At 77.1% G+C, this 11,805-nt stretch carries 13 protein-coding genes; 5 read left to right on the forward strand and 8 right to left on the reverse strand.

Features of this window, described 5'->3' with window-relative positions; genetic code table 11:
• The first annotated feature begins 87 nt into the window (after positions 1 to 87).
• Positions 88 to 765 (forward strand): thiamine phosphate synthase, encoded by a 678-nt coding sequence (gene thiE, locus SK069_RS11840; protein ID WP_319954444.1) that lies wholly within the window; start codon positions 88 to 90, stop codon positions 763 to 765.
• Positions 766 to 850: 85 nt separating this feature from the next.
• Here the strand turns inward: thiE and SK069_RS11845 are convergent, their stop codons facing one another.
• On the reverse strand, positions 851 to 2,134 hold the full coding sequence (locus SK069_RS11845; protein ID WP_319954445.1) for a D-arabinono-1,4-lactone oxidase: 1,284 nt from the start codon (positions 2,132 to 2,134) through the stop codon (positions 851 to 853).
• Between the two features lie 52 nt (positions 2,135 to 2,186).
• Complete coding sequence (locus tag SK069_RS11850) at positions 2,187 to 3,425, reverse strand: alanine racemase (protein ID WP_319954446.1); 1,239 nt, start codon at positions 3,423 to 3,425, stop codon at positions 2,187 to 2,189.
• 119 nt (positions 3,426 to 3,544) lie between these two features.
• Here SK069_RS11850 and SK069_RS11855 point away from each other — a divergent pair, with 119 nt between their 5' ends.
• The 3 genes from SK069_RS11855 to SK069_RS11865 all read left to right on the forward strand — a co-directional run bounded on the left by SK069_RS11855 (position 3,545) and on the right by SK069_RS11865 (position 6,512).
• The gene (locus SK069_RS11855) at positions 3,545 to 4,096 is read left to right on the forward strand and encodes a hypothetical protein (protein WP_319954447.1); all 552 of its coding nucleotides are present in this window, start codon (positions 3,545 to 3,547) and stop codon (positions 4,094 to 4,096) included.
• Positions 4,097 to 4,335: 239 nt separating this feature from the next.
• The gene (gene lpdA / locus SK069_RS11860; protein ID WP_319954448.1) at positions 4,336 to 5,715 is read left to right on the forward strand and encodes a dihydrolipoyl dehydrogenase; all 1,380 of its coding nucleotides are present in this window, start codon (positions 4,336 to 4,338) and stop codon (positions 5,713 to 5,715) included.
• Positions 5,712 to 6,512, forward strand: coding sequence for a DsbA family protein (locus SK069_RS11865; RefSeq protein WP_319954449.1), 801 nt, complete (start codon positions 5,712 to 5,714; stop codon positions 6,510 to 6,512). Before lpdA ends, SK069_RS11865 begins: the two co-directional genes overlap by 4 nt.
• Positions 6,513 to 6,559: 47 nt before the next feature.
• On the opposite strand, the gene SK069_RS11870 is transcribed toward SK069_RS11865, so the two are convergent.
• Positions 6,560 to 6,811: a hypothetical protein gene (locus SK069_RS11870; protein WP_319954450.1), complete on the reverse strand. Its 252-nt coding sequence runs from the start codon at positions 6,809 to 6,811 to the stop codon at positions 6,560 to 6,562.
• 103 nt (positions 6,812 to 6,914) lie between these two features.
• Here SK069_RS11870 and SK069_RS11875 point away from each other — a divergent pair, with 103 nt between their 5' ends.
• Positions 6,915 to 7,454, forward strand: a complete 540-nt coding sequence (locus SK069_RS11875) for a metallophosphoesterase family protein (protein WP_319954451.1) — start codon at positions 6,915 to 6,917, stop codon at positions 7,452 to 7,454.
• A gap of 50 nt (positions 7,455 to 7,504) precedes the next feature.
• On the opposite strand, the gene SK069_RS11880 is transcribed toward SK069_RS11875, so the two are convergent.
• From SK069_RS11880 to SK069_RS11900, 5 genes are all read right to left on the reverse strand, one after another.
• Positions 7,505 to 8,506, reverse strand: coding sequence for a dihydrolipoamide acetyltransferase family protein (locus tag SK069_RS11880; protein ID WP_319954452.1), 1,002 nt, complete (start codon positions 8,504 to 8,506; stop codon positions 7,505 to 7,507).
• A gap of 298 nt (positions 8,507 to 8,804) precedes the next feature.
• Positions 8,805 to 9,560 carry a 2-oxo acid dehydrogenase subunit E2 gene (locus SK069_RS11885; RefSeq protein ID WP_319954453.1) on the reverse strand — a complete coding sequence of 252 codons (756 nt, stop codon included), beginning with the start codon at positions 9,558 to 9,560 and terminating at the stop codon, positions 8,805 to 8,807.
• Positions 9,561 to 9,931: 371 nt separating this feature from the next.
• Entirely contained in the window at positions 9,932 to 10,243 is a 312-nt protein-coding gene (locus SK069_RS11890; protein WP_319954454.1) for an AzlD domain-containing protein, read from the reverse strand.
• A complete protein-coding gene (locus SK069_RS11895) occupies positions 10,240 to 10,965 on the reverse strand; it encodes an AzlC family ABC transporter permease (RefSeq protein ID WP_319954455.1) in 726 nt (241 codons plus the stop codon). Before SK069_RS11895 ends, SK069_RS11890 begins: the two co-directional genes overlap by 4 nt.
• A 144-nt stretch (positions 10,966 to 11,109) precedes the next feature.
• A complete protein-coding gene (locus SK069_RS11900; RefSeq protein WP_319954456.1) occupies positions 11,110 to 11,733 on the reverse strand; it encodes a hypothetical protein in 624 nt (207 codons plus the stop codon).
• Positions 11,734 to 11,805: the final 72 nt, after the last annotated feature.

The raw sequence follows: 11,805 nt of genomic DNA on the forward strand, positions 1-11,805 counted from the left end.
GTGGTCCACCGATGGTAGCCGCCGTTCGTCGTCGGCCCGCCGCCCGTTGCCCGGCCCCGGACGAGGCGCGCTGGGAGACTGCGCCCGATGACGCCCGAGCAGCGCCGCGCCCGCTTCGCCGCCGTCCGGCTCTACCTCGTCGCGCCGCTCGCTCCCGGGGGGCGACCCCTGATCGAGGTCGCCCGTGCGGCGATCGCGGGCGGCGTCGATGCCCTGCAGCTGCGGGAGAAGCACGCCGGGGACGACGCGATCGTCGCGGAGCTGCGCCAGCTGCGCGCGCTCTGCGACCGGACCGGCACCCTGCTCGTGCTCAACGACCGGCCCGACCTGGCGCTGGCGGGCGGCGCCCACGCGGTCCACGTCGGCCAGGACGACGTGCCGGTGGCCGAGGCGCGCCGGATCGTCGGCGACGAGCTGCTCATCGGGCTCTCGACCCACGACCCGGCGCAGGTCGACGCCGCCAACGACGCGGATCCCGCGGTCGGCCCCGACCACATCGGGGTCGGCCCGGTGCACGCCTCGCCGACGAAGCCGGGCGTGCCGGGCGTCGGCGTCGGGCTCGTCGCCCATGCCGCCTCGCGCGCGCTGCCGTTCGTGGCGATCGGCGGGATCGACGCGACGAACGTCGCCGCGGTCGTCGCGGCCGGCGCCCCGCGCGTCGCCGTCATCCGGGCGATCGCCGACGCCGACGACCCGCGGGCGGCGGCCGCCGCCCTGCGCGCGGTGGTCGACGCCGGCCGACCCGCGCCCGACCCCCGGAGCTGAGCGCGCCGCGCCGGGCGCGGCCCGGAACCCCCCGATGATCGGGCGGTCCTCGGCGGCGAGGCGACCGAGGTCGCTGATCCGACGCTCAGACCCCGAGGCAGCGGCGGACGTAGCCGTTGACGAACGTCCCCGTCGGGTCGAGGCGCTCCCGGACGGCGAGGAAGTCGTCGAAGCGCGGGTAGCGCTCGCGCAGCGTCGTGGCGTCCAGCGCGTGGCGCTTGCCCCAGTGGGGCCGCCCGCCGTGGGCGGCGACGATCGCCTCGACCGCGGCGAAGTACGGCTCCCAGGCCATGCCGACGAACTGGTGGACGGCGACGTAGAACGCGTCGCGCTCGTACGTCGGGCTGAGCCACGCGTCGTCGCCGGCCACGATGCGGCACTCCAGCGGGAAGGCGACGGGGTAGCGCTCGGCCTGGACCCACTCGAGGATCCGGCGGACGACCTCGGGGCCCGCGGCGCGCGGCACGGCGTACTCCATCTCCGTGAAGCGGACGCGCCGGTCGCTGACGAAGACCGCGGGGCTGTGGTCGACGTACTCGCCCTCGGACGCCAGCGGCGCCGCCACGCGGCAGAGCGTCGGGATCGTCCCCGGGAAGCGACGCGTGAGACGGAAGACGCCGTCGATCGCGACCTGCCCGACCGGCTCGCCGACCCGCCGCGCGAGCCACGAGCGGCCCCGCGCGGGCGCCTCGGTCCGGTCGCGCCGGATCGTGCACGCCCGTCCGCCGTAGGGGAACGCGAAGAACTCGTAGTGGTCGTGCGCCTCCGCCTCGGCGTCGACGGTGGCGAGCACGTCGTCGAGGTCGCGCACCGCGTCGCGCCGGTGCAGGACGAACGCCGGCACCGTCCGCAGGGTCACCGCGCTGATCGCGCCGAGCGCGCCGATCCCGACCCGCGCGGCGGCGAAGGCGTCCGGGTCGTGGTCGGCGTCCAGGCGCAGCCGCTCGCCCGCGGCGGTGACGAGCTCGAGCCCGACGACCTGCGCCGAGAGGTTCGGCAGGCGGGCCCCGGTGCCGTGGGTGGCGGTCGAGATCGCGCCGGCGATCGTCTGGCGGTCGATGTCGCCGAGGTTCGCGAGCGCCCGGCCGCGCGCGTGCAGCTCGCGGTTGAGCCGGGCGATCGTCGTGCCGGCCCCGACGGTCACGTGGTCGCCGTCGACCGCGAGGATCCCCGACAGCCCGTCGAGGGCGATCTGCAGCCCGTCGGTGAGCGCCGCCTCGGTGAAGGAGTGGCCGCTGCCGACGACCTTCACCGCGGTGCCCTCCGCCGTCGCCGCGCCCACGACCTCGGCGAGCTCCTCGGGCGAGCGGGGCGTCGCCCGCCCCGCGGGGTCGCACCGCTGGTCGCCGGTCCAGTTCGTCCAGGTCATCGTGGTCGCTCCCGCCCCGCGTCGTGGCCGTCCCGTCGCGCCGCCCGGCCCCTCACAGGAACGTCCGCCCCTCGCCGCGGTACGTCGGCAGCTCGTCGACGACCGCGTCGCCCTCGATCACGAGGAGGCGATCGAACCGCTCGCAGAGCTCGCCCGCCTTCGCGTGGCGCAGGAACACCCGGTCGCCGATCGCCAGCGCGTCCGCGGCGCGCCCCCGCAACGGGGTCTGCACCTCCCCCGCTCCCTCGAGGCCGTCGAGCGAGAGGCCGGGCGGCAGGTACGGCCGCGGCATCCGGTCCGCCGCCCCGACGCCGGACGCGAGGTAGCCCCCGCCGAGCGCCGTGACGACGCCGGGACCGGGTCGCCGCACGACGGGCAGCGCGAAGAGCGCGGCGGGCTCGAGCCGGAACGCGGCGTAGGCGTCGAAGAGCGTCGGCGCGTAGAAGCCCGACCCGGCCGTGAGCTCGGTGATCGCCGGCTCGTCGGCGGCGAGGTGCAGGTCGCCGGTCCCGCCGACGTTCACGATCTCGATCGGGGCGACCTCGCGCACGAGCGCGACCGCCTCCGCCCGCCGCTCGCGCAGTTCGCGGTAGGACGCCCGCTGGAGCCGCCGCAGGACCGCGCCCTTCAGCGGCGCCCCGGGCGGCCGGTCGCCGACGCCGGCGATGTGCCCCTCGTAGCTCATGATCGCCACGAGGCGGAAGCGCGGACGGGCCGCGATCTCCTCGGCCATCGCGCGGGCCTCCGCGGGCGCGTGGAGCGGCGAGCGCTTCGGTCCGACCGCGAGGCGACCGCCGACGAGCCGGAACGACGCGTCGAGGTCGAGGCAGACGCGCAGCGGCGGGCCGTCGGGCCCGGCCGCCGCCGCGAGCAGGTCGAGCTGCTCGCGCCCGTCGACCATGACGATCGGCGCGCCGTCGGGCGCCTCCGCGGTCCGGCGGGCGAGCGCGGCGATCGCGGCGCGGTCCGCCGTCGGATAGGCGACGAGCAGGTCGTCGGCGCCGTGCTCGTGGAGCCACAGCGCCTCGGGCAGCGTGAACGCGAGGATCCCGCGGTAGCCGGGCTCCTCCCGCAGGATCCGCTCCACCAGCGGTCGGCAGCGCAGCGACTTCGACGCGACCCGGATCGGCGTGCCGCCCGCGCGACCGCGCATCCCGGCGGCGTTCGCGCGCAGCGCGTCGAGGTCGAGCAGCGCCAGCGGCGCGTCCCGGTCGCCGAGCGCCCGCGCGTAGCGCTCGGCCCTGCGCGCGGGTCGCAGCTCGGAGGCGGACGGGTTCTCCGGCGGGGGCACCACCCGCGACCTTACGACGCAGTGCGCACGCCCGCCGAGCGCGGCCGGGCGCGCGTGCCCGACCGATCGGCGGCGGACGCACGTCACACGAGCGCGCGGGACGCGGCATGATGCGCCCGATGGCCGACCGCAAGCGCAAGCGCAAGCGCCAGGCCGCGGCGGCCAAGACCGCCGCGCGCCGCGACTTCCAGCCGCCGCCCGCGCCGAGCGGGCGCGACGCGATGGCCCGCGGCTACGCCCGCGCCGAGGAGCGCAACGCGAAGATCCGCGACGAGCTCGAGCCGCTGCAGCCCGGCGAGCGCCCGAAGGTCCTGCTCGCCGCGATCGCGTGGACGGGCCTGCTCGCCGTCGGCACCGTCGTCAACGCCATCCTCGCCGACGGCGACGACGCGGGGGCGACGCGGTTCAGCAACGGCCTCATGACGCTGCTGTTCGTCGTCGCGATGGTCTACAGCTGGAAGCTCCGGTACTGGGCGCTCATGGGCACGCAGACCGTGCTGGCGATCGCGATGGTCGTCGGCATCATCGCCCTGCTCGGGATCACGAAGCTCTGGCTGCTGCCGCTCCTGTTCCTGCACGTCGGGATCAGCGGCTACCTCTTCTTCCGGATGGTGAAGGTCCTCGCCCGCGTGCAGAAGGCCGAGCGCGAGGAGCGCGAGGGCCGGGCCTGAGCCCCCGGGGCGGCCCGGCGGACGACGCCGACGCGCCGCCCGTCGACGGGTCCCCGCCGTCCGCCGCCCCGGGCGGCGGCCCTGCCGCGACGGTCCTATAGGCTCGAACTCCGTGCTGCGACGGGGCCCACGGGCACCGGCCGCAGCCCGCTGCGAGCACCTCAGACATCCACACGCTCACCCCGCGACCGCGGCCGCCGGGCATCGAGCGCACCGACACGGGCAGGAACGGCACTCTCATGGCGCAGTACGACGCGATCGTCATCGGTTCGGGACCCGGCGGCTACGTGGCCGCGATCCGGGCCGCGCAGCTCGGCCTGAAGACCGTGGTGATCGAGAAGGCCGTCGTCGGCGGCCGCTGCCCGACCGTCGCCTGCATCCCCGCGAAGGTCGTGCTGCGCTCGGCCGACATCCTCACCGAGGCCCGCGACGCCGAGGAGTTCGGCCTGCGGATCAAGGAGATCGAGGTCGACTTCGGCGCGATCATGGAGCGGCGCAAGAAGGTCATCGACCAGCTGACCGGCGGCGTGGCGCAGCTCCTGAAGAAGAACGGGATCGACTACGTCGAGGGCGAGGCGTCGCTCACCGCCGACGGCGACGTGACGGTCGGCGGCGAGACCCACAGCGCCACGAAGGGCGTCATCCTCGCGACCGGCTCGGTGCGCCGCGCGATCCCCGGCGTGGAGTACGGCGGGCGCGTCATCGGCACCGAGGAGGCCTGGGCGCTCGAGGAGCTGCCGGGGACGATCGCCGTCGTCGGCGCCGGCGCGTCGGGGACCGAGATCGCGTCGGCCTACGCGCGGCTCGGCGCGCAGGCGCAGCTGTTCGAGTTCCTCGACCGCGTCCTGCCGTCGGAGGACGTCGACATCTCGCGCGTGGCGAACCGCGAGTTCAAGAAGCAGGGCATCGACGTCCACGTCTCGACGAAGGTCTCCGACGTCCGCAGCTCCGACGACGGCGTGACCTTCCGCTTCCAGAAGGGCGACGGCGAGCCGCAGGAGGGCCGCGCCGACTGGCTCGTGATCGCCACCGGCCGCGGGCCGGACGTCGAGGCGCTGAACCTCGACGAGGCGGGCGTGAAGCTCGACGACCGCGGCCTGATCGAGGTCGACGGCCGGCTGCGCACGTCGAAGAAGGGCATCTGGGCGATCGGCGACCTGACCCCCGGCCCGGCGCTGGCGCACAAGGCCTCGGACGAGGGCGTGATCGCGGCGGAGGACATCGCCGGCGAGACGACCCACCCGATCTCCTACGTCGACATCCCGCGCGCGACGTTCTGCAAGCCGAACGTCGCCTCGTTCGGCCTGACCGAGGCGCAGGCCAAGGAGCAGGGCTACGACGTGACCGTCGGCAAGGTGCCCTACGGCGCGGTCGGCGGCGGCACCGTCTACGGCGAGTCGGGCACGATCAAGATCATCGGCGACAAGAAGTACGGCGAGCTGCTCGGCGGCCACATCGTCGGCGCGAAGGCGACCGAGATGATCCAGGAGCTCGTGAACGCCAAGGCGCTCGAGGGCGGCTACGCCGAGGTCGCGCGCGCGATCCACGGCCATCCGACGCTCTCGGAGGCCGTGCTGGAGGCCGCGCGCGCCGCCGACGGCTGGCTCATCCACGGGTGAGTGGCCCCGCGGAGCCGCGCGAGGACCGGGGCGAGCCGCTCGTCCCGGTCACCCGCTGGGCCGGTGGCGGCCCGGATCCCGCCGACGGGGCCGCGCCGAGCGTCGCCTCCGCCGGGGCGTCGCCGGACGACGCGCCCGGCGCGGGCCCGGCGCGGGCGGCGGGCCGCCTCGGCGACGACCATGGCGCCGGCTCGACGAGCGGCGCGGAGCCCGATCCGGAGGGACCGCCGGCGTTCTACTTCGACTTTCGGGACCCGGAGAGCTACCTCGCCGCCGAGCGGGTCATCCGGACGCTGCCGGTCGCCACCCCGTGGGTGCCGGTCGACGCCTCGCGCCTGCCCGGCCCGCACGCGTGGGAGGGGTTCCGGTGCGCCGCCGACGCGTCCGCCGCCCGCGAGCGGATCGCGCGCACCGCGGCCGAGCGCGGCCTCCAGCCGGTCCACTGGCCGGCGGAGGTCCCCTTCGACAGCACCCGCGCGCTGCGGGCGGCGTGGTACGCGAAGGGCCTCGGCCGGGTCGTGAGCTTCAGCCTCCCCGCGTTCCGCCAGGCCTACGCGGGCGGGCACGACCTGAGCAGCGAGGCGTTCGTGCTCATCGCCGCCTCGGCGTCGGAGATGCACCCCCGCGCGATCCTCCAGGCGCTGGAGCGCGCCCCGATCGCGGCGGCGCTCGAGGCGGCGACCGACCGGGCGATCGAGCGCGGCGTGCGCACGACCCCGGCCGTCTGGACCGGGGACCGCGTCTTCCACGGCGACGACGGCGTCGACGAGGCCGCGGCGCACCTCGCCGCCCGCTGAGCGGCATCCGAGTCGCGACGACGGCCGGCCGCGCATCGCGCCGGCCCTCAGTCGTCGTCGAGATCGAGGTCCAGCTGGGCCTCGTGCTGGTCCGGGTCGCGCTGCGCGCGGCGCCGGGCGGCCTTCTTCCAGTGCCGGACGAGCTCGCGGGAGGTCGCCTGGCGCCAGGAGATGCCCCGGCAGACCGGCTCGATCCGCACGCTGCCGTCGACCTCGAACCCGAGGACGAGCGCGAGGAAGCGCCGACCCTTCTTGTCGACCTCGACGATGTCCCCCGGCTCGATCGGCGCGACCCGCACGCCGACGAGGCTACCCCGGCGGGCGGACCGCCCCCGCCCCGGTCGTCGGCGATCCGGACCGCGGTCACGCGGGGAGGCCCGCGGATGCGCGAAGCTGCCCGCCGTGACCCCCCTCGCTCCCTCCGAGGACGGCGGCGATCCCGCACCGCGGCGCGTGGCGCTCATCAGCGACACGCACTTCCCGCGACGCGGCTCGACGCTCCCGGAGGTCGTCCTCGACGCGCTGCGCGCCGCCGACGCGATCGTCCACGCCGGGGACGTCTGCGACGCGCCGACCCTCGCCGCCCTGCGCGAGCTCGGCCCGCCCCTGCACGCCGTCCTCGGCAACAACGACGCGGCGCTCGCCGGCGAGCTGCCCGAGGTCCTGACGCTGCCCGTCGCCGGCGGTCGCCAGGTCGCCGTCGTCCACGACGCCGGGCCCGCCCAGGGACGCCTGAACCGGATGCGCAAGCGGTTCCCGGACCACGACGCGGTGATCTTCGGGCACAGCCACGTCCCCCTGCACGAGCAGGACGGCGACTTCCAGATCTTCAACCCGGGCAGCCCGACCGACCGCCGCGGACGGTGGCCGGTGCACACCTTCGGGATGCTCGAGGCCGGCGACGACGGCCTGCGCTTCACGCTGCTCGACGTCGAGCGCTGAGGCGGAGGACGCGCCGCGACGCGGCGGGCTCCGAGCAGGCCGGGCGCTGGTCAGAGGGCGAGGGCGCCCGGGTGCTCGAGCAGGGTCCGGACGCGCTCGAGGAACGCCGCGGCGTGGGCGCCGTAGACGACGCGGTGGTCGCAGCTGAGCGTCAGCGTCGCGATCGGCCGCAGGACCGGCTCGCCGTCGATCGGCACGTAGCGCTCGACCGCCGCGCCGACGGCGAGGATCGCCCCCTGGCCGGGACTGACGATCGCGCCGAAGCGCGTCACGCCGAGCATCCCGAGGTTGCTCACGCTGAACGTCGCGGCGGCGAGCTCGTCGGCGGTGAGCTCGCCCTTCCGCGCACGGGCGGTGAGCTCGCGTGCCTCCGCGGCGAGCGCGGCGAGCGGCAGGCGGTCGGCGCCGCGCAGGACGGGGACGACGAGGCCGCCGTCGTCGGTCGCCACCGCGCAGCCGACGTCGATCCGGCCGGGGTCGACGATCTCGCCGTCCTCCCAGCGGGAGTTCACGCGCGGGTGGTCGCGCAGGGCGACGGCGGCGGCGCGCACGAGCAGGTCGTTCACCGAGGGCACCCGCCCGGCGTCGCCGCTCACGCCGGCCTTGCGCATGTCGGCGCGCAGGCGGTGCAGCGCGTGGAGGTCGACGTCGACGGCGACCTCGAAGGTCGGGATCTCCCGCCGGCTCTGCGTCATCCGGCGCGCGACGACGCGCTCCAGCGACGTCGCGGGCCGCCGGACCTCGGGCGCGGCGACCGGCGCCTGGTCGACGCGCGGACGCACCCGACAGGCGACCGGCCGGGGCTCGGGCACCGGTGCCGGAGCGCCGTCGACCCGGGCGATGACGGCGCCCGGGGCGACGATCGCGCCCGGGGCGGCGGCGATCCGCAGCACGCCGTCGGCGTCGACGGCCAGCGCGGTGGCGGCCTTGTCGGCCTCGATCTCCACGAACGGCTGCCCGGCGGCGACGGCGCCGCCGTCCTCGACGAGCCAGGCGACGATCGTCGCCTCCTCCATCGCGGGCGAGAGCCGCGGCATGACGACCACGGACACCGCTCAGGACCTGCTCGCTCGCTGCATCGCCGACGACGGTAGGTCGCCGCGCGCGCGAGGCCGGCCCGGCGCACCGCCGCTCCCGACGAGCGGGGGACACCCGGTCGTCGGGTCGCCGGCGTCCCGCGGCGGGCCGCGACCCGGGCGCGGGCCGGTGTCGCGTCCCCCACGCCCCCTCCGGGGACTCACGCGCTCGGGCCCCGTCGCCCGGAGGGACCCGGCGTCGAGCCGGGGACCGGTGACCCGGGCGCGAGCGACGCCCGGCGACGCGATCACCGTCGAGCGGGCGGCGCTGGACTCAGCCGAGCAGCACGGCCGGCTGCTCGAGGCTCGCCGCCAGGTGCGCGAGGAACGCCGCCGCGTGCGCGGGCAGGACCGCCCGGTGGTCGGCGCTGAGCGTCAGCGTCACGACGTGGCGGGCCTGGACGGCGTCGCCGACGATCCACGGCCGTCGCGCGATCCGCCCGACGGCGAGCGCCGCTCCGATGCCCGGGGGCATGATCACGTCGAGCCGATCGGGGCCCTCGGAGCCCGCGTCCAGCAGCGCGAACGTCGCCCCGCCGCTGTCGGGCGCGCGCAGCTCGCGGGCCGTCGCGCGCGCCTGCAGGTCGCGGCGGCGGGCGGCGATCGTCGCGAGGTCCTGGCCGTCGGCGTCGTGGACGACGGGCGTCGCCAGCGCCTCGCCGTCGTCGAGGAGCAGGGCGACGTTCGCGCGGGACCAGTGCTCCAGCCGCCCGTCGCGCCAGGCGCCGCTGACGCGCTCGCCGGCCCGCAGCGCCAGCCCGCACGCGCGGATGATCGCGTCGATCGGCTCCGGGGCGCCGGGGCCCGCGCCCGGGAGCAGCGCGACGAGCTCCGCGACGTCGACGTCGCGGCTGGCGCTCCACGCCGGCACGGTGGCGCGGACCTCGGCGAGGCGCCGGGCGAGCGCCGTCTGCGCCTTCGTCGGGATCCGGCTGGTGACCGTGCCGCGCTTCGTGCCCTCCTCGACGGAGACGCCGTCGTCGGGGCCCGTGGTGGCAAGCGCGTTCGGCTGGGGCGGCGAGGAGGACACGGGCCTTCGAGGATCGCACGCCGCCGACGTCGACGGCCGGTCGGGCGCGGGCACGGCGCGTGGGCGAGCGCTGGGGGGAGCACGCGGAGGCCGTGACCAGCGGACGCACGAAGACTCCCCGGCGCCGGTCGGCGCCTCCCGCGCAGGAGGTTCCGGTCGGGGAGCGCGCCGAACGCCCTCCGGCGCGGAAGGGGCACCTTCGCGGAGGACGTTCGCCCCGCCGCGCCGCCGCGCGCCCTTCGACCTCGGGGCGTGCCTCCCCGCGCGGATGAGGGCGCGCCGCACCCCGCGGTCGGCATACGTGCCCCGAACCCAGGGCGGGTCGGGGTGACCCGCACCCCGGGGGGAGCGGCATGCGTCCCGGGTCCGGCTCACGTCAGGGCGCGCAGGCCCGCCGTCGTCCCGGCGGCCACGACGACCGCGACGAGGATCGTCCCGCCCCGCCACGCGACGAGCCCGCCCGCAGCGACGCCGGCCGCCTCCGTCCCGAGGTGCCACTCGCCGTCGCGGCTCGCGACGCCGGTGACGACGAGCGCGGCCAGCAGCGCCGGCGCCAGCAGGGCAAGCACGCCCGCGGCCGGCGGGGGAAGGGCGCGACCGCCGAGCGCGACGGGGCCGGCCGCCTTGATCGCCGCGGTCACGACGGCGACCGCGACGATCAGCGCCCAGGGGTCGATCCTCATCGCTCGTCCTCCGCCGCGGAGGCGGCCGGGCGACGCCGCAGGCCGGCGAGCGCCGCGACGCCCGCCGCGAGCACCGGCACGCCGGGCGGGGCGACGGGGATCAGCAGGAGCGCGATCAGCGCGCCGGCCGCGGCGACGCCCCGGCCGCGGCCGCCCCGCAGCTCGTGCAGCAGGAGGACGAGGAAGAACGTCGGGTAGATCGCGTCGAGGCCGAGCCGATCGGTGTCCCCGAGCACCCCCGCCCCGAGCGCGCCCGCGAGCGTGCCGACGAACCACGTGAGGTACTGGATCGCCGTGGCGCCGAGCAGGAACGACCGATCGAAGCTCCCGTCGCCCCGCGCGGCCATCGCCCACGACGCGTCGACGACCGCCTGGCCCTCGAGGCCGCGACGCAGCGGTCCCCCGGGCAGGGACGGCGCGAGCACGATCCCCATCGGCAGGAACCGCGAGTTCATGAACGCCGCGGCCACGACGGCCGCGCCGAGCCCGCCGCCGGCCGTGACGATCGACAGCGACGCGAACTGCGCCGACCCGGCGAAGACGACCGCCGACATCGCCACCGCCTGCGGGGCGGTGAAGCCGCCCCCGACCGCGAGGGCCCCGAACGACGCGCTCAGCAGCAGGTTGGCGAGGGCGAACGGCGTGCCCGCACGCAGCCCGCGCCGGAACGCGGGGCGATCGATCTCCGTCCTCGGGTCCCCGGTCGCGCGCAGGCGTGGCACGCGGCCCATGGTGCCGATCCCGCCGCAGCCGCCCGTCGCGACCGGCGATCCGAGGCGGACCGACCAGGAGGCAGCGCTCCTCGGCGGCGCCCCCTCGCGGGGAGTGATCCCCTCCCCCCACGGGCAGGTGGGCGCGCTCGAGGCTCAGGGATCGACGGTCTCCAGCCCGCCGACCGCCTCGTTCGGGCGTCGGTCGACGTCCTCGCGGGCCTCCGGCGTCGCCGCGTCCGTGCGCACGAGGGCGCACCAGGCGCGACCCGGTTGCCCGATCGGCAGGCAGGTCCGATAGAGGTCCTCGCGGTAGCGGCGCACGTCGGCGCGGTCGAGCCGGACCGTGTCCGGAGCCACCCGGCGCGCGAGCTCCTGGGCCGCCTGGACGATCCGGTCGATCCGGTTGCGCTCGTCGACGACCGCCGGCCGGTGCAGCAGCCCGCCGACGGCCAGGGCGAGGGCGGCGGCGCCGATCGCGTAGGTGGCGGCCCGGTCGCGCGCGACGATCCGCGGCAGCGACGGGTCGCGGCGACGCAGCAGAAGCGACCCGAGTCCCCCGCCGGCGATCACGAGCGCGAGGTTCAGGAACGCCGCGAGGAGCAGCCCGCCGAGGAGCGGGCCGCCGCCGCCGGTGAAGGGGAGCTTCGCGAGCAGGACGCCGTCGAGCGCGACCGCGACGACGAACGCCCCGCGGGCGCTCGCCCCGCGCGTGCGCCACCGCAGCCGGCGCAGCCAGAGCGGCACCCGGGCGCCGGAGCGGGGACCCTCGTCGCGCATCGCGTCCCAGGGTACGCCGGGCGCCTCGGCGCGTCCCCGCTCGTTCGACGCCGGTCGAGCCGGCGGCGGCCG

Source organism: Patulibacter brassicae (assembly GCF_033949425.1).
Lineage (GTDB): Bacteria > Actinomycetota > Thermoleophilia > Solirubrobacterales > Solirubrobacteraceae > Patulibacter > Patulibacter brassicae.

Excerpts from the sequence above, each read along its gene's own strand:
- SK069_RS11890 (WP_319954454.1), bottom strand. The coding sequence starts at position 10,243 with ATGAGGATCGACCCCTGGGCGCTGATCGTCGCGGTCGCCGTCGTGACC.
- SK069_RS11855 (WP_319954447.1), top strand. The coding sequence starts at position 3,545 with ATGGCCGACCGCAAGCGCAAGCGCAAGCGCCAGGCCGCGGCGGCCAAG.
- SK069_RS11900 (WP_319954456.1), bottom strand. The coding sequence starts at position 11,733 with ATGCGCGACGAGGGTCCCCGCTCCGGCGCCCGGGTGCCGCTCTGGCTG.
- lpdA (WP_319954448.1), top strand. The coding sequence starts at position 4,336 with ATGGCGCAGTACGACGCGATCGTCATCGGTTCGGGACCCGGCGGCTAC.
- SK069_RS11845 (WP_319954445.1), bottom strand. The coding sequence starts at position 2,134 with ATGACCTGGACGAACTGGACCGGCGACCAGCGGTGCGACCCCGCGGGG.
- thiE (WP_319954444.1), top strand. The coding sequence starts at position 88 with ATGACGCCCGAGCAGCGCCGCGCCCGCTTCGCCGCCGTCCGGCTCTAC.